20 protein-coding genes are annotated in these 19,330 nt (G+C 70.8%); 6 read left to right on the top strand and 14 right to left on the bottom strand.

What is annotated here, in order from left to right:
• The first annotated feature begins 287 nt into the window (after window positions 1–287).
• The gene (locus ACSIH6_RS09615; protein WP_435107879.1) at window positions 288–1,658 is read left to right on the top strand and encodes a hypothetical protein; all 1,371 of its coding nucleotides are present in this window, start codon (window positions 288–290) and stop codon (window positions 1,656–1,658) included.
• Between the two features lie 239 nt (window positions 1,659–1,897).
• On the opposite strand, the gene bldC is transcribed toward ACSIH6_RS09615, so the two are convergent.
• Together bldC and ACSIH6_RS09605 are read right to left on the bottom strand one after the other, a co-directional pair.
• Window positions 1,898–2,101 carry a developmental transcriptional regulator BldC gene (bldC, locus tag ACSIH6_RS09610; protein ID WP_013155387.1) on the bottom strand — a complete coding sequence of 68 codons (204 nt, stop codon included), beginning with the start codon at window positions 2,099–2,101 and terminating at the stop codon, window positions 1,898–1,900.
• A gap of 704 nt (window positions 2,102–2,805) precedes the next feature.
• Complete coding sequence (locus ACSIH6_RS09605; protein WP_435107899.1) at window positions 2,806–3,657, bottom strand: DUF8083 family protein; 852 nt, start codon at window positions 3,655–3,657, stop codon at window positions 2,806–2,808.
• Between the two features lie 233 nt (window positions 3,658–3,890).
• Here ACSIH6_RS09605 and ACSIH6_RS09600 point away from each other — a divergent pair, with 233 nt between their 5' ends.
• Window positions 3,891–4,118 carry a DUF3073 domain-containing protein gene (locus ACSIH6_RS09600; protein WP_013155385.1) on the top strand — a complete coding sequence of 76 codons (228 nt, stop codon included), beginning with the start codon at window positions 3,891–3,893 and terminating at the stop codon, window positions 4,116–4,118.
• Window positions 4,119–4,353: 235 nt separating this feature from the next.
• Here ACSIH6_RS09600 and purM read toward each other — a convergent pair whose 3' ends face one another.
• The 3 genes from purM to ACSIH6_RS09585 form a co-directional block, all read right to left on the bottom strand.
• Window positions 4,354–5,418 carry a phosphoribosylformylglycinamidine cyclo-ligase gene (gene purM / locus ACSIH6_RS09595; protein ID WP_435107878.1) on the bottom strand — a complete coding sequence of 355 codons (1,065 nt, stop codon included), beginning with the start codon at window positions 5,416–5,418 and terminating at the stop codon, window positions 4,354–4,356.
• Window positions 5,419–5,521: 103 nt separating this feature from the next.
• The gene (purF, locus tag ACSIH6_RS09590) at window positions 5,522–7,018 is read right to left on the bottom strand and encodes an amidophosphoribosyltransferase (RefSeq protein ID WP_017563785.1); all 1,497 of its coding nucleotides are present in this window, start codon (window positions 7,016–7,018) and stop codon (window positions 5,522–5,524) included.
• A 9-nt stretch (window positions 7,019–7,027) separates the two neighbouring features.
• On the bottom strand, window positions 7,028–7,504 hold the full coding sequence (locus ACSIH6_RS09585; protein WP_435107877.1) for a sterol carrier family protein: 477 nt from the start codon (window positions 7,502–7,504) through the stop codon (window positions 7,028–7,030).
• Window positions 7,505–7,929: 425 nt separating this feature from the next.
• Between ACSIH6_RS09585 and ACSIH6_RS09580 the strand changes: the two genes are divergently transcribed.
• Window positions 7,930–8,547: a DUF47 domain-containing protein gene (locus tag ACSIH6_RS09580; RefSeq protein ID WP_013155381.1), complete on the top strand. Its 618-nt coding sequence runs from the start codon at window positions 7,930–7,932 to the stop codon at window positions 8,545–8,547.
• Window positions 8,548–8,776: 229 nt separating this feature from the next.
• Here the strand turns inward: ACSIH6_RS09580 and ACSIH6_RS09575 are convergent, their stop codons facing one another.
• The 9 genes from ACSIH6_RS09575 to ACSIH6_RS09535 form a co-directional block, all read right to left on the bottom strand.
• Window positions 8,777–9,103 (bottom strand): helix-turn-helix domain-containing protein, encoded by a 327-nt coding sequence (locus tag ACSIH6_RS09575; protein WP_435107876.1) that lies wholly within the window; start codon window positions 9,101–9,103, stop codon window positions 8,777–8,779.
• Window positions 9,103–9,453: a type II toxin-antitoxin system RelE/ParE family toxin gene (locus ACSIH6_RS09570; protein WP_435107875.1), complete on the bottom strand. Its 351-nt coding sequence runs from the start codon at window positions 9,451–9,453 to the stop codon at window positions 9,103–9,105. Before ACSIH6_RS09570 ends, ACSIH6_RS09575 begins: the two co-directional genes overlap by 1 nt.
• A gap of 119 nt (window positions 9,454–9,572) precedes the next feature.
• On the bottom strand, window positions 9,573–10,538 hold the full coding sequence (locus ACSIH6_RS09565) for a nucleoside hydrolase (protein ID WP_435107874.1): 966 nt from the start codon (window positions 10,536–10,538) through the stop codon (window positions 9,573–9,575).
• A 171-nt stretch (window positions 10,539–10,709) separates the two neighbouring features.
• Window positions 10,710–11,489: a phosphate ABC transporter ATP-binding protein PstB gene (gene pstB, locus ACSIH6_RS09560; protein ID WP_435107873.1), complete on the bottom strand. Its 780-nt coding sequence runs from the start codon at window positions 11,487–11,489 to the stop codon at window positions 10,710–10,712.
• Window positions 11,490–11,545: 56 nt separating this feature from the next.
• Complete coding sequence (pstA, locus tag ACSIH6_RS09555) at window positions 11,546–12,625, bottom strand: phosphate ABC transporter permease PstA (RefSeq protein WP_435107872.1); 1,080 nt, start codon at window positions 12,623–12,625, stop codon at window positions 11,546–11,548.
• Complete coding sequence (pstC, locus tag ACSIH6_RS09550) at window positions 12,625–13,587, bottom strand: phosphate ABC transporter permease subunit PstC (protein ID WP_435107871.1); 963 nt, start codon at window positions 13,585–13,587, stop codon at window positions 12,625–12,627. Before pstC ends, pstA begins: the two co-directional genes overlap by 1 nt.
• Before the next feature lie 327 nt (window positions 13,588–13,914).
• Complete coding sequence (gene mshD, locus ACSIH6_RS09545) at window positions 13,915–14,907, bottom strand: mycothiol synthase (RefSeq protein ID WP_435107870.1); 993 nt, start codon at window positions 14,905–14,907, stop codon at window positions 13,915–13,917.
• Window positions 14,908–15,051: 144 nt separating this feature from the next.
• Complete coding sequence (locus ACSIH6_RS09540) at window positions 15,052–16,122, bottom strand: hypothetical protein (protein ID WP_435107869.1); 1,071 nt, start codon at window positions 16,120–16,122, stop codon at window positions 15,052–15,054.
• Between the two features lie 439 nt (window positions 16,123–16,561).
• A complete protein-coding gene (locus tag ACSIH6_RS09535) occupies window positions 16,562–17,329 on the bottom strand; it encodes a winged helix-turn-helix transcriptional regulator (protein WP_435107868.1) in 768 nt (255 codons plus the stop codon).
• A 107-nt stretch (window positions 17,330–17,436) separates the two neighbouring features.
• Here ACSIH6_RS09535 and ACSIH6_RS09530 point away from each other — a divergent pair, with 107 nt between their 5' ends.
• From ACSIH6_RS09530 to ACSIH6_RS09520, 3 genes are all read left to right on the top strand, one after another.
• Entirely contained in the window at window positions 17,437–17,694 is a 258-nt protein-coding gene (locus ACSIH6_RS09530) for a MoaD/ThiS family protein (protein ID WP_013155371.1), read from the top strand.
• A 33-nt stretch (window positions 17,695–17,727) separates the two neighbouring features.
• The gene (locus tag ACSIH6_RS09525) at window positions 17,728–17,994 is read left to right on the top strand and encodes a glutaredoxin family protein (RefSeq protein WP_013155370.1); all 267 of its coding nucleotides are present in this window, start codon (window positions 17,728–17,730) and stop codon (window positions 17,992–17,994) included.
• A 540-nt stretch (window positions 17,995–18,534) separates the two neighbouring features.
• Window positions 18,535–19,230 (top strand): redox-sensing transcriptional repressor Rex, encoded by a 696-nt coding sequence (locus ACSIH6_RS09520; RefSeq protein ID WP_435107867.1) that lies wholly within the window; start codon window positions 18,535–18,537, stop codon window positions 19,228–19,230.
• The last annotated feature ends 100 nt before the right edge of the window (window positions 19,231–19,330 follow it).

The following is a 19,330-nucleotide window of genomic DNA, read 5'->3' as shown; positions in this document are numbered from 1 at the left end:
CGCGGCGGCGGCCTCCGTTGACCGGTGGTCGGCGCCCGCGCACCGGCCGGTCGGCCTACGGTGGACGGTTTCCGTTTTGTGATCCAGAGGTTAGGCTCGCGGTAGGGCGCCCGCACACACCGCCCGACACAGAGTCACCTTCCCGGGGTGGGAAGGTCCCGACACGATCCGCCCCGCACACCGCGACCGGCCGTCTCAGGCCGGCCGGGCAACCCTGTCCGCCGTCCGCGGCGGGCACGGGCCGACCTCAGAGTCGGACATCCCCCGCATACAACAGGAGTGTTGTGGTGTCTCCCGCCAAGCTGACCGCGCGCCGCCTCGTCCGCGGCGGCGTCCTGTTCGTCGCTCTCGGAGTGTTCGGCGCCGTGCCCGCGCTCCCCGCCTCCGCCGACCAGCTCGTCTGGGGCAACGCGCAGGCCTGGGTGGCCGACGGCGACGTGGTCACCGGTTACTCCACCGCCACCGGCTTCGGCGGCGAGACCGAGGGGAGCGCCGCGGCTGAGGACCTCTTCGGGCCGATGGCCGCCTACCTGGAGATCGACGGCGAGAGCCACACCGTGGTCGACGCCGACAGCGCGCGCGCCGCCTCCACCGTGCGGACCGCGTCCTTCCGGATGGAGGTCGCCGACCTCGCCGCCCACGGACTGATCGACGTGCCGCCGGAGGTGGACCTGCCCGAGCCCTCCGCGCCGCCGTCCCCCTCCCCGGAGGCCGAACCGTCCTCGGAGGACACCCCCTTCCGGGACCAGCCCTCCCCGGACGGCACCGGCGGCGACGGCAAGGACGGCACGGGCGGTGGCACGGGCTCCGGCGCGGACGACGGGGCACCCTCGGGCGGGGACTCCGCGGACGAGGGCTCCGCGGGCGGCGGGGACACCACCGCGGACACCGGCGACCAGGACGCCGCCCAGGCGAGCGAGGAACCCTCCGACGCCCCCCGGCGCGAACCGCAGGAGGGCGCGTCCCCCAGCCCCTCCAGCTCTCCCAGCCCCTCCCCGAGCGCGGCCGAGGACGTGCTCCTCCTCGACGGGGCTTCCGCCGAGACGGTGTCCGCCGACGGCAACGCCGTGGAGTTCACCCTCGCGGACGTGACCGCCACGGCCACATCCGGGTACGACGGCGTGACCGAGACGACCTTCGCGCACGGTGACCTGACCGCGTTCGGCGTCTCCGCCGGGCCGCTGGGCAAGAACGCGGACGGGGCCGTCGTGGAGGAGGTCCTGGAGGTGTTCGACGAGGACGGGGACGTGGCCCTGGAGGTGCCCGTCCGCATCCGCTTCGAGGCCAACGAGACCACCTTCCGGGACCAGGACGAGGACTGGGACGGACAGGGGATCCGCAGCTGGATGACCGTGTGGGTGCAGGTGGGCGAGGTCGGCCAGGAGAGGGGCTTCGCGGTGGACTTCGCCGACGCGTGGGCGCTCGGATCCACCTACGCCGCCACCACCCCGCCCTCCCCGGGCGACAAGGGCGACCCCGAGGAGGAGTCGCCGCGGCCGGAGGAGGCCGCCGGGGATGACAACCGCCTGGCGACCACGGGCAGCTCGCTCGCCGCGCTGATCACCGCCGCGGTGGTGGCGGTCGGCGGCGGCGCGGCCGCGACCTTCCTGGCCCGAAACCGCACCACCGCCATGGACGACCGGATCGAGGACTTCTAGCCGGTGCCTCCGGGGCCCGCCGCCCGGCTTCGCCGCGTGCCCGGGTGCTCGGACACGGTCCCCGGTCCCCGCGCGGAGGTCCCGCCCGGCGGGGACACCCGGGCTCGGCGCCACTCGGTGCCCGGGCACGCGGAAGGCGGGCCTCCTGTGGGAAGACCCGCCCTCGACCCTCGTCAGCCGCTGTCAGCGGCCGGAGCCCGTCCGGCCGTTCCCCCCGGAACCGGCACAGACAGGGGAGATCACTCCGTACGCTGGCTGGGGATTCCGGCCAGCAGGGCGCGGACTTCGGTCTCGCGGTAGCGGCGGTGTCCGCCCAAGGTGCGGATCGAGGTCAGCTTGCCCGCCTTCGCCCAGCGTGTCACGGTCTTGGGGTCCACACGGAACATGGTGGCAACCTCGGCGGGGGTCAACAGGGGCTCCGCCTCGGGCGTGCGAGTTGACATGTGTACGGCCTCTCCTCCTGGATCTGTGTGCCGATCCTTGAGCCTTAATCCTGGCACTTGGCCCGGATGTCCAATATTCCCTCTAGGTCTATATTGGCATCACCCGAGGTGATTGTACGACCACTCCAAGCAACTTTGCACGTGGGAGGCCAAAGAAAGCCGCCCGTGGCCGCGTCACGCTAAGTGATTCTAGCGACACGTTTAGTGGCATGTGGCGTATTCGGTCAAAACTTCGTTCTCCGGCCTCGTTTTTCTCGATGCGGAGTACCCGAAGTGCTACGGCTGCCTGACCGAAACCCGGCTCCGTGGAGCGTGGTGGAGTCCCGGGCCCTCGGTGCGTGGTTCGCGTGCGGGGGAGGAGGCGGACCGGCGGGGGAGGGGCGCCGCGTGCTTCGGCTGACGGTCGGGCCGCGCGGATTCCCCGCGTGGCAAGGGTTTCCTGATTACTGTCAGTGCGCTCTGTGATCGGTTGGCTACAGTCTATGCCGATCCCTATCGGGCGTTATGCCCAGTTTCACGACTCTTGATGTCGTGCGCGGACGACGTCCGGGCTCGCACCCTTGTCACATGCGAAAAGATCGCGAAGGAAGGGAGAGAAACCTGGTGTACCAGGTTGGTAACCGGCGTGGCGCGCACGTGTCCGCCCTCCCGGATAACGACAGAAGGCAGCGGGTGCCCACGAAAACCTGGCGACACCGTAACCCTCAGTTGGCGTGCTCCAGTGCGCGTACCGACCTCCAGCGCCGGGTGAGCCTCTCGCGCAGCTCCACCACGCGTCGGCCGTCCCCCGTCGCCAGGGCCTCGATCGCCCCCGCCACCTCCGCCACCGAGTGGTCCTCGCCGAGGTGGTCGTCGCTGAGGAGGTGCGGCAGCCCGCCGTAGTCCAGTTCCAGCAGCGAGTCGGGGTGCGCGGTCAGCGACAGCCAGTCCGTCAGCTGCTCGGTGGCGGCCGACACCGCGTGCTCGCCGATGTGCTCCCGCAGCACCGCCGCCGTCTGCTCCAGCCGCCTCAGTGCCAGTGATGTCCGTGTCAGGTACAGCAGGGTCCGGGTGGAGTTCGCCGACAGCACCAGGCACCGCTCCTGGGCCTCGAAGGGCACGAACCACGGGATCGGCACGGTCCAGTTGCTCGACAGGATGCCCGGCCGCACCAGCGCGCCCGAGTCCCGCCACTCGCGGTAGCCCTCCTCGGCCCGCTCCGCCTCGGTCAGGGGCACGAACGCCGTGCTCAGCCCCACCGGCATCGTGCCGGTGAACTCGGTGAAGGCCCGCCACGAGCGCAGCCGGGTCTGCCAGGGGCAGACGTACAGCCGCTCGTTCACCCGCCGCAGGTAGGCGTTGCGGCTCTCCTCCGTCGGCGCCACCACCGGGGGCGTGGCCACCAGGCGGCTCAGGCTCTCGGCGTGCTCCGCCGCCAGCGCGTTGATCCGCCGGGGCCGGTCGGGCGAGGCCGCGTACTCCTCCCAGTAACCGCGATCGTACGGAGAGAAGGCGTTGATCGGCTGGTAGACGCGGAGATAGGCGGTGTAGGGCAGCACGAACGCATCGTGGCACATATCGTTGTCTGTGGCACTCACCACGGGTAGCCTGTGCGGCCGCCGTTACGTGCGCTCACCACATCCGTCACACCCGGGTGGCGTAGGCACGACGGGGGCCGACCAGGTACGGTTGTATGTGTACGTAAGCTGGCGCCTGTCGTCAGTCGCGTTTGACGGCCGTCAGCCCGATAGTGCGGGTTTGTAAGTGATCTGGGGTTCGTCGGAACCCAATCGTTGAGGGGGTCGAGCCAATGGGGCGCGGCCGAGCCAAGGCCAAGCAGCAGAAGGTCGCCCGGAAGCTCAAGTACAGCTCCGGCGGGACCGACCTTGAGCGGCTGCGGTCAGAGCTGGGTGTCGCTGAGGACGAGGGGTCTCCCTCCGGGCCGTCGGGTCCGGATGATTCCTACGCGGATTCTCACGACGACCTGGTCGACCGTTACGCGGATCTTGCCGACAAGTACTCGGACTCGGACAAGTAGTACCCAGTAGGTCTGGTACCTAGTAGGACTGGTACCCAGTAGGACCGGTACCTGCGGCAGAGCTGGTACTCGGTAGAACCGGTACCTGGCAGACCGAGACCTTCAGGTCGCTCGGACAACAACCGCTGACCTGTGGCGGTCGCGGCTCCCGCACCCGGGAGCCGTAGCGGACAGGTGGATATAGCCGGTGCGAACCACTGTGGTGGTTCGCACCGGCTATGTTCGCGTCCGTTCCTCACGCGCCGCGGTACTCCCCGGTCAGGACAGCCTGTCCCGAACCGGCCGTCACCGTGCCCAGCCGCCAGGCCGGGACGCCGCGGTCGGACAGTACCCGCAGGGCGCGTTCGGCGTCCTCCGCCGCGACGATCGCCGCCATGCCCACGCCCATGTTGAACGTGGCCTCCATGTCCTCCCGGCCCACGCCTCCCTTGTCGGCCAGGTAGCCGAACACGGGGGCGGGCGCCCAGGTGGAGCGGTCCAGCTCCGCGTTCAGGTGGCCGGGCAGGGAGCGCGACAGGTTGGCCGCCAGACCGCCGCCGGTGATGTGCGCGTAGGCGTGCACCTCCACGGCCCCGGTCAGCGCCACGCAGTCCTTGGCGTACACCCGGGTCGGGGTGAGCAGTACCTCGCCCAGCACCCCGTCCAGCTCCGGGACGTGCGCGAACAGGTCCAGGTCCGCCCGGTCCACGACGCTGCGGATGAGCGAGTAGCCGTTGGAGTGCGGACCCGAGGAGCCCATCGCGATGACGGCGTCGCCCTCGCGAACCCGGTCCTGGCCGAGGATCGCGTCACCCTCCACCACGCCGGTGCCCGCACCGGCCAGGTCGTACTCGTCCGGCTCCATGGCGCCCGGGTGCTCGGCGGTCTCCCCGCCGACCAGCGCGCAGCCCGCCTGGTGGCAGCCCTCGGCGATGCCGCCGACGATCTCCGCGATGCGCTCGGGCACCACCGCGCCGCAGGCGACGTAGTCGGTCATGAACAGGGGCTCGGCCCCGCTGACCACGAGGTCGTCGACGACCATCGCCACCAGGTCGATGCCGATCGTGTCGTGCCGGTCCATCTGCTGGGCGAGCATCACCTTGGTGCCCACACCGTCGGTGGAGGTCGCCAGGACCGGGTCCCTGTACTTGTTCGTGTCGAGCCGGAACAGGCCCGCGAAGCCGCTGGCGTCGGTCACCTGCTCGGGCCTGCGGGTGCGCGCCACGTGGCGCTTCATCAGGTCGACGGCGCGCTCGCCGGCGGCGATGTCCACCCCGGCGGCCGCGTACGCGCCCGACGTCCCCGTGCTTTCGGCTGCCACGCCAGTTCTCCTCGTGCTGTGTCGCTGTGGTGGTGCGGTCCCCGCCTCCCCTCCCAGGGCACGGCGGAGCCGCCGCACGGGCCCGTGCGGACCCGGCGGCGGGTTACTTGTCGCTGGTGGCCAGCGTCGATCCCTCGGGCGTGCCGCAGGACTTCTCCAGCAGGTACTTGCCCCGGGCGTCGTCGCGCACCTCGATCGGGTACACGCCGTCGAAACAGGCCCGGCACAGGTTGTCCTTGGGCACCTCCGACGCTGCGATGAGCTCGTCGAGGTCCACGTAGGCCAGGGAGTCAGCGTTGACCGAGGCGGCGATCTCGTCCACGGACATGTTCGCCGCGATGAGCTCGGCGCGCGTGGCGAAGTCGATGCCGTAGTAGCAGGGCCACAGCACGGGCGGGCTGGAGATGCGCACGTGCACCTCGGCGGCGCCCGCGTCGCGCAGCATCCGCACCAGGGCACGCTGGGTGTTGCCGCGCACGATGGAGTCGTCCACGACCACCAGACGGCGGCCCTCGATGACGTCGCGCAGCGGGTTGAGCTTGAGCCGGATGCCCAGCTGGCGCAGGGTCTGGCTGGGCTGGATGAAGGTGCGCCCCACGTAGGAGTTCTTCACCAGACCCTGGGCGAAGGGGATGCCGCTGGCCTCGGCGTAGCCGACCGCGGCGGGCGTGCCGGACTCGGGCACCGGGATGACCAGGTCGGCGTCCACCGGGTGCTCCCGGGCCAGGCGGCGGCCCACCTCCACGCGGGTGGAGTTGACGTTGCGGCCCGCGATGGTGGTGTCGGGGCGGGCCAGGTAGACGTACTCGAACAGGCAGCCCTTGGGCCGGGCGGGCGCGAAGCGCCGGGAGCGGACCCCGCGCTCGTCGATGGTGAGGAGCTCACCGGGCTCGATCTCGCGCACGACCTTGGCGCCCACGATGTCCAGGGCGGCGGTCTCGCTGGCGACCACCCAGCCGCCCGCGCCGGAGGTCTCGCCCAGGCGGCCCAGCACGAACGGGCGGATTCCCTGGGGATCGCGCGCCGCGTACAGGGTGTCCTCGTCCATGAACACCAGCGAGAAGGCTCCTCTGACCTGCGGGAGCAGTTCGAGGGCGGCATCCTCCACGGAGCTGCCGCTCCTGGCCCGCTCGGCCAGCAGGTTGGTGAGGACCTCGGTGTCGGTGGTGGCCCCCCGGCGCGTGTCGGGCAGCATCGCCGCCAGTTCGGGGGTGTTGATCAGGTTGCCGTTGTGGCCGAGCGCCAGACCCCCCTCGCGCGCCGTGTAGAAGGTCGGCTGTGCGTTCTCCCACACCGGCGACCCGGTGGTGGAGTAGCGGCAGTGACCGATCGCGAGGTGGCCGCGCAGGGAGTCCAGGGTCGCCTCGTTGAAGACCTGGGAGACGAGTCCCATGTCCTTGTAGACGACGATCCGTTCCCCGTCGCTCAACGCGATGCCCGCGGACTCCTGTCCGCGGTGTTGCAGAGCGTAGAGGCCGAAGTAGGTGAGCTTGCTGACTTCTTCGCCGGGCGCCCAGACCCCGAAGACACCGCAGGCGTCCTGCGGGCCGCGTTCGAGCGGATCGAGATCCATGGTGAGCCGGCCGTCGGAGTACGACACACCCACAGCTTAGTGCCTGGCTGTCGGCCGGGCACCACCCGGGGGAGGTACCGGCCACAGGGGCAGGTGCCCGGACAGGTCGGAGCGCACGCCGCTGGCCCGCACCAGGTGCTCGGACACCGCACGTTCCCAGGGGGTGCGGCCGGTGGCCACGCGCAGCCAGGTGAGAGGGTCGGTCTCGACGACGCCCGGCGGGGTGCCGCGGGTGTGGCGGGGGCCCTCGACGGCCTGCACGGCGCCGTACGGCGGTACACGTACCTCCAGGCTGTGACCGGGAGCACGGTCCGCGAGCACCGCCAGGGTGCCTCGCACGGCGGCCTTGAGGGCCGCGCGCACGGGCTCCTCGGCGCGCAGCACGGCCTCGGCGCAGGCGGCGACGGCGGCCTCGTCGTCCCCCTCGAAGGGGGCCTCTCCCAGTTCGGAGAGCTGTTCGTCCAGGGACGCGCGGAGGCGCCGCACGGCGCTCGCGCTCAGGGCGGAAGGCATGGAGGTGAGCCTACGGGCCCCGACCTGCGGCGCGGCCGGGTGATCGGATGGGTGAACGGAGGGGGTACTTGTTATTGCGGGCAAATAGACCGAAGGTGGACATCGAAGAATGCCGGTGGAACTGTCCACCGGTCTCCGCTCAATTGGGTGATTCCTGTCTCAGCGTGACGCTGGCCAGCGGGAGCGGGACACGGTAGCGTCCCGAACCGTCCCGGTGTTGTCGAGATTGGGAGGATTGCGATGGACCCCGCACCCCCAGGGTGTTCCACGCGGTGGCACCGTCAGATGAATAAGCGGTGACTAAGTCCGTGCCAGCCCAACCCCTCGGCGCCGGTCCGGCGCCGCCCAGCCCGGCCGCGCCGGACCAACTGGCCGACGCGCTTAACATCCACCAAGGAACACCACCGCACCATCGGGAGAACGACGTGCGCCTGCGCTTGCGCCCGCGTGATGACAGTTACTACGAGATGTTCACCGACTCGGCGAACAACCTGGTCATCGCGGCCCGCCTGCTGGTGGAGCTGATGAGTGACGGAGCCGACCGCGAGGCCATCACCGAGAAGATGCGTGCCTGTGAACACGCGGGTGACGACGCCACCCACGCGATCATGCGACGCCTCAACAAGAGCTCGGGGACACCCATCCACCGGGAGGACATCTACCGTCTGGCCTCGAACCTGGACGATGTGATGGATTCCATGGAGGCCGCCGTCGACCTCATCGGCCTGTACGGTCTGGAGCGCCTCCCCAAGGGGATCATCGACCAGATCGAGGTGCTGGAGCGCGCCGCCGAGCTGACCGCCGAGGCGATGCCCCGCCTGCGCACGCTGGAGGACCTGACCCGGTACTGGATCGAGATCAACCAGCTGGAGAACCAGGCCGACCGCATCTACCGCAAGCTCCTCGCCCGCCTGTTCAGCGGGGAGTACGACGCCCTGACCGTCCTCAAGCTCAAGGACGTCATCGAGGAGCTGGAGACCGCCGCGGACGCGTTCGAGCACGTCGCGAACACGGTGGAGACCATCGTCGTCAAGAACGGCTGAGGCCCCGGCCCCTGAACCCGCCCGGTGGGGACCAACGGCGGGCGGAGGCGTGCGCTTCCCGCCCGCCGGGGAACTCCGGAGTCCCCTGGGGAGTCCCGCCGCCTCCCAGCCGGGTGCCCCTCGTACCCGGCCCGTGCTCCGGCCGGGACCGGGGAGCGGGGGGTCTACAGGCCGGTGATGACCCGGTTCGGGACGGTGCGCCGGGCGGCCGTTGGTTGGTGTCAACGGCCTACGCGGCGCTGGAGTCGGGTTCCTGCCCTGTGGGGATTTCCATGCGTACCCGGAGAATCAGCCCGAGGGCTTCGGCGATGCGCTCCAGCGTGGGCAGCGTCGGCTCCGTGCCACCGTGCTCGAAACGGGCGATGCTGGACTGGGGCATCCCCGCCCGGCGCCCGAGTTCGGCCTGGGACCAGCCGAGCTGCTCCCGCCGCAGCCGGACGGTCTCAGCCAGTTCGAAACGCAAACGGGTGAGTTCGTAGGCCTCCCGGACTCCGGGCCGGTCAAAGCGCTCGGACGACTTCAGATCGGACAGGGTCCTTCTCGGTGAGGTACTCATCATTCCTCCTCGCCGTCGACGGTGTGGCCGGCGCGGACACACTCGTTCATGGCCCTCGTCGCCCGTCTGACCTCGGTTGACTCGCGAGCTCGAGTCTTGCGGAACACGGTCAGCATGATGATGCGTCGCCCGCCCGCGATGTAGTAGGTGACGCGTACCCGCTGTCCACCGCAGTAGAAGCGCAGTTCCCGTAGCTTGCCGTCCAGTTGGCTCGTGTAGGGGAACCCCAGGCCGATTCCGCGGGACTCAAGGAGGTCCAGGTGGAACACGGCCTGCGCCCATTCCTCGTCAGGCAGCGCCTCCAGCCATAGTTCGACTTCCGGTTCCAGTTCGATGCTACCCCAGCTCATAGCATCGATGCTATGAGCGTGGCATCGCCATGTTTCGTGTTCTTGTGGATGTTATGGATCCGTGGCACGTGACGCGGAGAGGACCACTGTTTAGGTGCCGGGACCGGGGAGCGGGGTGTCTACAGGCCGGTGATGACCCGGTTCGGGACGGTGCGCCGGGACAGCACACCGGCGAGGAGGTCGAAGAACCCGTCGGCGTCGATCTCCTCGACCACCGTCGCGTTCGCCTCCAGTCCGTGCACGCCCCAGGACATGGCCGAGTAGCCGCGGGTGAGATCCCCGGCGGTCTCCACGTCCACGTGGTACCGCGCGGAGCGGCGCACCAGCTCCGGGTGGAGCAGCACCGCGGCGGTCAGGGAGTCGGGGTGGGTGGTGCCGTCGATGCCCACCCTGCGGTCGAACTCCAGCGTCGCCGCGCACACGCGCCCGAAGAAGTCCGCCAGCGGGGTGCCGAGGGCGGCGAGGGCGTCCAGCCGCTCCTGGCCGAACACCGCCTGGCGCAGCGTCAGCGGGTCCCAGGGGACCACGGTGATCTCGAAGCCCGCCGCGAACACGGCCTTGGCCGACTCCGGGTCCACGTAGAAGTTGAACTCCGCGGCGGCGGTGATGTTGCCGCGGCCGTTGTTGGACCCGCCCATGACGTAGAGGGCGCCGACGTTGCGGGCGAAGTCGGGGTCCTTGGCGGCCGCCATCGCGATGTTGGTCAGCGGCCCGATCGCCACGACCGACAGTTCGCCGGGGTTCTCCGCGGCCAGCCGGATCAGGGCGTCCGCCGCGTGCTCGCGCTCGGTCTCCAGCCCCGAGACGTCCATGGACAGGCCTCCCGACCCGTCACCGTGCACGTTCTCCGCGCTCACCCACGGGCGCACGAGCGGACGGCGGCAGCCCAGGTGCACGGGTACCTCGCCCAGGCGACCGGCCACGCTGAGGGTGAGGAAGGCGTTGCGCACCTGCTGGTCGAAGCCGACGTTCCCCGCGACCATGGTGATGGCCCGCAGGTCCGCCTCGGGGTCCAGCAGCCCGATGAGGAGGGCCACGCAGTCGTCCTGCGCGGTGTCGGTGTCGATCACCAGGGGTGTGGTCACGCCTGTCCTCGTGTTCTCTCGTCCGCGCGGGTTTCCGAGCGTTGCTGGCGGGTCCGAACCGGCCTCCCGATCGCCGGTCGTCCCTGGTCGGAGGGGTAAGAGGGAGCGGTTGAGCCGAACCGGCCTCCCGATCACCGGTCGTCCCTGGTCGGAGGGGTAAGAGGGAGCGGTTTAGCCGAACCGACCGGTGATATAGTTCTCGGTCTCCTTCTTCTCCGGCCGGGTGAACATCTGGTTCGTCTCGCCCATCTCGATGAGCTTGCCCGGCTTGCCCGGAGCCGACAGGTTGAAGAACGCCGTCCGGTCGGACACACGCGCGGCCTGCTGCATGTTGTGCGTCACGATGACGATCGTGTAGTTCTCCTTGAGCTGGTGGATGAGGTCCTCGATCGCCAGGGTCGAGATCGGGTCCAGCGCCGAGCACGGCTCGTCCATCAGCAGCACCGACGGCTTGACCGCGGTGGCGCGGGCGATGCACAGCCGCTGCTGCTGGCCGCCCGAGAGGCCCGAACCGGGCTTGCTCAGCCGGTCCTTGACCTCCTCCCACAGGTTGGCGCCGCGTAGCGAACCCTCCACCAGCTCGTCCGCCTCGGACTTGCTCATCCGACGGTTGTTGAGGCGGGCGCCGGCGATGACGTTGTCGTAGATCGACATCGTCGGGAACGGGTTGGCCTTCTGGAAGACCATCCCGACCTCGCCGCGCACCATGACCGGGTCCACGTCGGGCCCGTAGATGTCCAGGTCGTCCAGGAGCACCTTGCCCTGGACGCGGGCTCCCTGGGTCACCTCGTGCATCCGGTTGAGGGTCCGCAGGAAGGTGGACTTGCCGCAGCCCGACGATCCGATGAACGCCGTCACCGACCGCGGCTCGATGGTCATCGACACGTCCTCCACGGCCTTGAAGTCGCCGTAGTAGACGTGGAGACCGGAGACGTCGATACGTTTCGCCACTGGAAGTTCCTCGTGAATCTGCTCCGCGCGCGGGGCGTGGGCGGTGGGTATAGGGGTCAACGGGCCTTCGGCGCGAACAGGCGGCCGATCATGCGGGCCAGGAAGAACAGCAGCATCACCACCAGGATCAGGGTCAGCGCCGCCGCCCAGGCCCTCTCGTAGTTGACAGCGCCGCCCATGCGGACCTGCGAGTAGATGAACACCGGCAGGTTCATCATCTGTCCGTCGAACAGGTTCCAGTTGATCGACACCGCGGACGACCCCGTGGTGAGGATCAGCGGAGCCGTCTCCCCGATAACGCGGGCGATGGCGAGCATGATTCCTGTGGTCAGACCGGCCGCGGAGGTGGGCAGCACCACCTTGGTGATCGTCCGCCACTTGGGCACCCCCAGGGCGTAGGAGGCCTCACGCAGGTCCTGCGGCACCAGCCGCAGCATCTCCTCGCTGGAGCGCACCACGACCGGGATCATCAGCACCGCCAGCGCGATCGCGCCCGACGCGCCGTTGGTCCGGCCCGGGCCGAACAGGATCATCCACAGCGCCACCACGAACAGCCCGGCGACGATCGACGGGATGCCCGTCATGACGTCGACGAAGAACACGATGGTCCGCTTCATGCGGCCCTCGGCGTACTCCACGAGGTACACGGCGGTCATCACGCCGATGGGCACCGAGATGAGCGTGGCCATGCCGGTGATCGCCAGGGTGCCCACGATCGCGTGGTAGACGCCGCCCGCGTCCATGCTCGGCAGGACGCCGTTCATGGACACCGTGAGGAAGTAGCCGTCGAACCGGACGATGCCGTTGCGCAGTACCGTCCACAGCACCGACACCAGCGGCAGCATCGCCAGCAGGAAGCACAGGTAGACCAGTGAGGTGACCAGGCGGTCCTTGGCCTTGCGGCCGCCCTCGACACGGGCGGAGGCCGTCACGATGATCACCACGTACGCGGCGGCGGTGAGCAGGCCCCACAGCAGGAACCCGAAGGAGGAGAAGGCCAGCAGGACCCCGGCCACCACGGCGGCGGAGGAGGCCAGCAGGGCGGCGGGGAACCGGTGCGGCAGGGAGCCGCGGCGCAGGTCGGTCGCGGTGGAGCCCGCCTCGGGGCCGGGAGGCTGGGTGGTCGTCGTGTCCATCAAGACTCCTTGCTCCCCCGGGTCACGACGTAGCGCGCGCCCATGTTGACGATGAGGGTGATCGCGAACAGGACCAGCCCGGCGGCGATCAGCGCGGAGACGCCGTACCCGGTGGCCTCGGGGTACTGGAGGGCGATGTGCGCGGCGATGGTCTGGTTGCCGCTCTGCAACAGGTTCCAGGAGACGATGAGGGAGGGGGACAGGATCATCGCGACGGCCATGGTCTCGCCCAGGGCGCGGCCCAGGCCGAGCATGGCGCCGCCCACCACGCCGGACTTGCCGAAGGGCAGCACGGCCAGGCGGATCATCTCCCAGCGAGTGGCGCCCATGGCCAGGGCGGCCTCGCGGTGCCCCTGCGGGGTCTGGCGGAACACGTCGCGCGCCATCGCGGTGATGATCGGCAGGATCATGACGGCCAGCACCACGCCCGCGGTCAGGGTGGTGCGGGCCGAGGTGGAGGCGGGGCCCTCGAACAGCGGGATCCAGCCCAGGTAGCGCGTCAGCGCCTGGTACACGGGGACCAGTTCCGGCGCGAGGAAGCCGATGCCCCACAGGCCGTAGACGACGCTGGGGATGGCGGCCAGCAGGTCCACCAGGTAGCCGAGTAGCGAGGCGAGTCTGCGCGGCGCGTAGAAGACGATGAACAGCGCGATCCCGATCGCCACCGGCGTGGCCAGCAGCAGCGCGATGGCCGCGGCCAGGACGGTGCCGAACGCCAGGGCGGCGACACCGAACGCGGGGTCCTCGCGGACGTTGGGCTCCCACTCCGTGCTGGTGAGGAAGTTCGCCGTGTTCGCGGTCAGGGACGGCCAGGCCTGCACCAGCAGGAAGGCGGCGACACCGGCGAGGATTAGCAGGATCAGGGTGCCCGAGCCTCGGGCGAGCCCGGCGAAGGCGACGTCGCCGATCCGGCGCTTGCCCGTGGGCGGCGGTGCCGCCTCGGGGGCGTCCGTGGTCGTCATGGATTGGCTCCGGTTCGGAAGGTTTCGGGGCGGGTCGCCCGGATGGTGCGGTGCGTTCCGTGCACCTTCTGCGTGCCTGGTCTGTTCCCTGCGACGCGCGGTTCTCCCACCGGTCGGGGGATGTCTCCCCGCCGGGGGCCCTTCGCGTCCCGTGCTGGGGCGATCGCCGGTCACCGCGCCACGGTCCGTGGTGGAGGGTGGTCGTGCCGCACCGAATGTGAAGGTAGGTGCAAGAGGTGACGAGTTGTCCCAAACAAGGTGAACGAAAGATGAACGAGGCGTCGCACTCCCGTGGCGGCCCGGGGATTGCCCGGTGAATGTGACAGGTCACACGTTCGGGCGGGGGGCGTCGTCCCTTGGCGGCGCGTACATCACGTCGGTGTCCCACATGGCGAATCCGAGCGACTCGTACAGCCGCACCGCGGCCTCGTTGTCGCCGTCCACGTACAGGTGGACCCACGGCAGACCGGCGTCGCGCAGGTGCCGCAGACCCGCCAGGGTCAGGGCCCGGCCGAGGCCGCTGCCCTGCCACTCGGGGTCCACACCCACCGCGTAGACCTCGCCCACCGGATCGCCGTCGGTGAGCCCGGCGCCGTCGGCGTGGGTCTTGGTCCAGTGGAACGCGGCCACCCCGCCGTCCTTGGCGGTGGCAAGGAAGAAGCCGTGCGGGTCGAACCAGTCCTCCACCTCGCGCTGGAGCAGGTCGTCCAGGGTGAGCTGGCCCTGCTCGGGATGGTCGGCGAACGCCCGCGCGTTGGCCGCCAGCCACGCCTGCTCGTCCTGGCCGACGACGAAGGCGCGCAGCCGGACCCGCTCGGCCACCTCGGGCCGCAGTTCGGGCTCGGGCAGCTCGGGCGCCTCCCAGGGGCCGCCCGCCTCGTCCCCGGCGATGTCGCGCAGCGGCATCCGCATCTTGTGGAGTTCGCGGACGGCGGTCCACCCGTCCTCACGCGCCACCGACACCGCCTGCGGGGTGCGCCCGTGCGCCCACACGCGGACCCCGTCCGGTCCGGCGTCCCGGTCCACCGAGTGCAGCAGGGCGGTGCCGTGCCCGCGGCCGCGGTGGGCGGGGTGGACGACGACCTCTCCGGAGTCGGGCTCGCCCGCGACGCGCTCCACGAACGCGAAGCCGACCGCGCGCCCGTCCTCCAGGGCCAGGTGGAAGCGGCTGCTCCCCGAGGGAGCGCCGTGTCTGACGCGGAGCAGGGTGTGCTCCGACAGCGGTGCGACCCCGTCGGCCGCGCGTGCGGTCTCGGCGAGAGTCAGCACCTGTTCGGCCAGGGTCCGGTCCAGGTCATCGGTGACTAGCGGGGTGTCCATGGACCGAAAGCCTACGACGGGGCGACCGTAGGACTTCCGTCAGCCACGGCTGGCGGGGTGTTTGTCCTGGTAGCTGCCCCGCCCCGCGCGTCGCCGGAGCCGCTCCCCGGCGGCGCGGCCGCCGGGGAGCGGCTCCGGGACGTCCTACTTCCTGCGGCGCCTGCCCTGGTAGCCGCCGCCGACACGGACGCGCCGCACCGGTGCGAGCGGGGCCGCGAGCAGCAGCGCGAGGAGGAACGCGGCGAGCAGCACCGCCGGGGCCATGTTCGGTCCCAGGTCGCTGTGATCGGCGGCCACCTCGGTGCCGTCGAGGTCGTCGTCCTGCGCGCCGGGGGTCACCGTCGGCAGCTCGGCGAGGTTCTCCGCGCCGGGCACGACCCCGGGCAGGGCGGCCTCGTCGCTCGGCAGGTCCGGGAAGCTGTCGCGGGTGGTGGGCACGTCGCTGGTGGGCACGTCCTCCACGCCTCCGGAGGAGCGGGGCGTGTCGCCTGAGCCGCCGGACCGGCCGCCGTTGCCCGAACCGCCAGAACCGCCAGAACCGCCGCCGGAGTTCTCCTCGCGGTCGTCGTCCGACGCGGGCGGGTCGGGCGGGTCGGGGGGTTCCTTGGTCTCGTCCGGGTCCTCGGTGGGCTTGTCCGTGGGCTCCTCGGTCTGCTCCGGGGGAGTGGTGGGCTCCGGCTTGGCGATCGAGACCGTCCACGTGCCGGTGGAGACGGTGTGCTCGTTCGCCGGGTCCAGGGCCGCGCACTCGACGCCCTCCTGGGCGAGCGCGTAGGTGAGGGTGGCCACGACCTCGGCGGACACGCGGGTCGCGCCGGTGACCTCTCCGGCGGGCGCCGCGTCGCCCGGGGCGACCTCCTGGGGCGTGAACCCCTCGACGCGGAACCCGTCGGTGTTCACGCCCATCGCGAGCAGGCAGACGCTGGCGTCGCCGGTGTTGGTCGCGGTGAGGGGGTTGGCCGGGACGGAAGTGCCCAGCTCCACCTCGTCGGAGGCCCGCCCGAAGGAGATGACGGCCGATGCGACGGGCTCCGGGGAGGCGGACGGCGGCGTCGAGGGCGGGACCGACGGGGAGGCGGACGCTGAGGGGCTCGGCTCCGCGTGGGCCGGGGACATGACGGCGACCAGACTGGAACCGACGAAGACGGCTCCCAGGGCGACGGCCGTGCGGCGGCGTCCGGGGGTGAGCGGGGGTCTCGCGGCGTTTGTGGGCATCGGGGCGTTCTCCTCCTCGCGGATGGCGCGCCAAGGCAGCTTCTGAGCACCCGGCCGCGGGGAGTTTCGCCGCGCCTGACGTCCCGGCGTGGGGGTGCCCACACGATCTTAGGACCTGGGGCCGTCGAACACGAGCGTTCGGATGTCCGTTCTCACGCCGTTCGTCCGCGGGACGGCTGAGCCCGGGAGCGCGGTCGGTGGACCCGGAGGCGGCAGGCCCCACAGCGCCGACGGTCGGTGGACCCGGGGGCGACAGCCCCCGCGGCCCCGTCGGCCCGGCGGTCGTCGGCCTCCGCTGTCGGTGAGGCACGGAGCGGTGAACGCGCGAGCGCCGGGTCCCGGGGCGGCCGGAAACGACTCCGGGGCGCCCGCACGGGCGCCCCGGAGTCGTCCGCGGGCGGGAGGAGGCGGCTCCCCGCGGGCTGCGTCAGCCCGGCCGCTACGTCGCGCTGGGCTCGGCGGAGCGCGCGGTGGGCGGGACGTCGACCCCCTCCGGCACGGCCGCGGGCGCCTTGGCGACCGGGTCGGGCACGAAGCGGTAGCCCACGTTGCGCACGGTGCCGATCAGCGACTCGTACTCCGAGCCCAGCTTGGCGCGCAGGCGCCGCACGTGGACGTCGATGGTGCGGGTGCCGCCGAAGTAGTCGTAGCCCCACACCTCCTGGAGCAGCTGCGCCCGGGTGAACACCCGGCCGGGGTGCTGCGCCAGGAACTTGAGCAGTTCGAACTCCTTGAAGGTGAGGTCGAGGATGCGGCCGCGCAGCCGCGCGATGTAGGTGGCCTCGTCGATGACGAGATCGCCCCTGCGGATCTCGTCGGGGTCGTCCGTCCCGGCCTCGGCCGATCCCACGGCCAGCCGCAGGCGCGCCTCGACCTCCGCGGGACCGGCGGTGGACAGGATGAAGTCGTTCACCTGCCAGTCGGGGGTCAGCGCCGCGACGCCGCCCTCGGTCAGGATCACCATCAGGGGGCAGTCCAGGCCCGTGGTGTCGAGCAGGCGGCAGAAGTTGCGGGCCGCGGCGAGGTCGGTCCGCGCGTCGACCAGGATGGCGTCGACCGGAGCGCCGGAGCCGCCGCCCGCGTTCGACGCCAGCAGGGCCCCCGCCTCCGCCGGTGCCACCCGCACCGAGTGCAGAAGGAGACCGAGGGCGGGAAGTACGTGGTCGGACGGTTCGTTCGAGTTCGTCAACAGCAGCAGATGGCTCATGCGTCTCTTCTCGTCACCCCGCTCTGCGCGGGCGATCGAAGGCGCCATTGCCCCCGGTGAAGATGTCCAATTCGTCGCCTCCGAGCAACACCAAGGATAATCAACGGATGGCGAAGTGCACTATCAGGTACTGGGCAGCGGCCAAGGAGGCCGCCGGAACCGCCGAGGAAACGGTCGGGGCCGCCACGCTCGCGGAGGCCCTGGAGGCGGCGTGTCGGCTGCATCCGGACGACCGCTTCCAGCGCGTACTCGGATCCTCCTCACTGCTGGTCGACGAGCGCCCGGTCGGGCGCAGAGCGCACGGTGACGTGCCGGTCGCGGACGGCACTGTGATCGAGGTCCTACCGCCCTTCGCGGGCGGCTGAGGGGCCGTACGGCTCCGGAAACAGGAGGGGAACATGGCGGAAACGCCCCAGTGGGCGGGCCAGGCCCGCGTGGTGATGCTCGGCAAACCGGGATGCCATCTGTGCGAGGACGCCTGGGGGGTCATCGAGCGGGTCACGGACGAACTCGGCGCCAGCCGGGCGGTGCGCCAGCTCGACGAGGTCGGCGCGGACGAACGCGAGGAGTACTGGGACAAGATCCCGGTGACGTTCGTGGACGGGCGCCGCCACGACTTCTGGAGGGTGGGCGAGGACCGCCTGCGCTCCGCCCTGGGCGGCTGAGCGGACGCGCGGTCGCTCTCAGGGGACGCCGCACCGGAGGGCCGGGCGGGGAGCAGTCGAGCGGGGAGCAGGAGTCCCGGTGGACCTCAGGAGGCGTCGCCGGAGGGTCAGGAGACGGCCGGAGGCGTTTCCGACGGCTCTCAGGGGGACGGGCTCCCTCAGGAGAGAGTGAGCCCGAAAACGTTTCCGTCACCCTCGGAGGATGGCTCCGCCAGAGAGCTGAGTGAGCCCGAAAACTACGACTGTGCCCACAAATATGCACATTTGACGTTCTTTGGTTGTCCCGAATTGCCGACGTGCGCACCGGAGGTTTGCGCGGGGGCGCCGGGGCCCTTGCCGGTGGGAACTTATGAGCCCGCCGTCACAGCGGACCCCACTTTGTGCGTGCTTTCACAAGCACGTAATCTAGGTACCCCAAGACATGCCGGGGGAGTGCGGCGGCAGCAGCCCGTCCGCTCCCCGCGCCGGTCCTGGCGGCCCGCCTCCCGCCCGGACCGCCTCCGCGCCCGCCCGCCGACCGCTGCCCAGGAGCGCCCGCCTGTGACCAGTCGTCCACCAAGGCCCCGGGAGAGGGGCATTCCGGAGGCCACCGTGGCCCGGCTCCCCGTCTACCTGCGCGCCCTCCAGAGCCTCCAGGACCGCGGCACCCTCACCGTCTCCTCCGAGGACCTCGCCTCCGCGGCCGGTGTGAACTCCGCCAAGCTGCGCAAGGACCTGTCCCACCTCGGGTCCTACGGGACGCGTGGCGTGGGTTACGAGGTGGAGTACCTCGTCTACCAGATCTCGCGTGAGCTTGGTCTCACCCAGGACTGGGCCGTGGCCATCGTCGGGATCGGCAACCTGGGCCGCGCACTGGCCAACTACGGGGGGTTCGGGACCCGCGGGTTCCGTATCGCGGCGCTGCTCGACGCGGACCCGGCGATGGTGGGGCAGAGTGTCGCGTCCCTGGACGTGAGGCATATTGACAACCTGGAGGAGGTTGTCCGTTCCGAGAGAGTTTCCATCGGTGTCATCACGACACCGGCGGCCTCCGCGCAGGGCGTGGCGACGCGTTTCGTCGAGGCGGGGGTGGCCAGCATCCTCAACTTCGCGCCGGTCGTACTCAATGTGCCGGACGGGGTCGATGTGCGTAAGGTCGACTTGTCCATCGAACTCCAGATCCTCGCCTTCCACGCGCAGCGCAGGGCCGATGGCGACGGCCGCGGCGCGGAACGCGCGGGACTGGAGCTGACGTGACGTGAGGAATGGACGATCCGGGCCGTGAGGCCCGCGTGAGCGGTGGGCGATGAGCGAGCGTGCGCCGCGCCTCCGGCGGCCTGGCCGCCGCCGGGGCATA

This window comes from Nocardiopsis synnemataformans (assembly GCF_965343085.1).
In the GTDB taxonomy this organism is placed as follows: Bacteria; Actinomycetota; Actinomycetes; order Streptosporangiales; family Streptosporangiaceae; genus Nocardiopsis; species Nocardiopsis alborubida.
The sequence above is the reverse complement of the archived record's forward strand: the minus strand, read 5'-3'. Positions and strand labels throughout refer to the sequence as shown.

What these genes read in the sequence shown, in the direction of transcription:
- bldC (WP_013155387.1), bottom strand. Translation starts at nt 2,101, where the DNA reads ATGTCAACTCGCACGCCCGAGGCGGAGCCCCTGTTGACCCCCGCCGAG.
- ACSIH6_RS09605 (WP_435107899.1), bottom strand. Translation starts at nt 3,657, where the DNA reads ATGTGCCACGATGCGTTCGTGCTGCCCTACACCGCCTATCTCCGCGTC.
- ACSIH6_RS09600 (WP_013155385.1), top strand. Translation starts at nt 3,891, where the DNA reads ATGGGGCGCGGCCGAGCCAAGGCCAAGCAGCAGAAGGTCGCCCGGAAG.
- ACSIH6_RS09585 (WP_435107877.1), bottom strand. Translation starts at nt 7,504, where the DNA reads ATGCCTTCCGCCCTGAGCGCGAGCGCCGTGCGGCGCCTCCGCGCGTCC.
- ACSIH6_RS09575 (WP_435107876.1), bottom strand. Translation starts at nt 9,103, where the DNA reads ATGAGTACCTCACCGAGAAGGACCCTGTCCGATCTGAAGTCGTCCGAG.
- ACSIH6_RS09570 (WP_435107875.1), bottom strand. Translation starts at nt 9,453, where the DNA reads ATGAGCTGGGGTAGCATCGAACTGGAACCGGAAGTCGAACTATGGCTG.
- pstA (WP_435107872.1), bottom strand. Translation starts at nt 12,625, where the DNA reads ATGGACACGACGACCACCCAGCCTCCCGGCCCCGAGGCGGGCTCCACC.
- pstC (WP_435107871.1), bottom strand. Translation starts at nt 13,587, where the DNA reads ATGACGACCACGGACGCCCCCGAGGCGGCACCGCCGCCCACGGGCAAG.
- mshD (WP_435107870.1), bottom strand. Translation starts at nt 14,907, where the DNA reads ATGGACACCCCGCTAGTCACCGATGACCTGGACCGGACCCTGGCCGAA.
- ACSIH6_RS09540 (WP_435107869.1), bottom strand. Translation starts at nt 16,122, where the DNA reads ATGCCCACAAACGCCGCGAGACCCCCGCTCACCCCCGGACGCCGCCGC.
- ACSIH6_RS09535 (WP_435107868.1), bottom strand. Translation starts at nt 17,329, where the DNA reads ATGAGCCATCTGCTGCTGTTGACGAACTCGAACGAACCGTCCGACCAC.
- ACSIH6_RS09530 (WP_013155371.1), top strand. Translation starts at nt 17,437, where the DNA reads ATGGCGAAGTGCACTATCAGGTACTGGGCAGCGGCCAAGGAGGCCGCC.
- ACSIH6_RS09525 (WP_013155370.1), top strand. Translation starts at nt 17,728, where the DNA reads ATGGCGGAAACGCCCCAGTGGGCGGGCCAGGCCCGCGTGGTGATGCTC.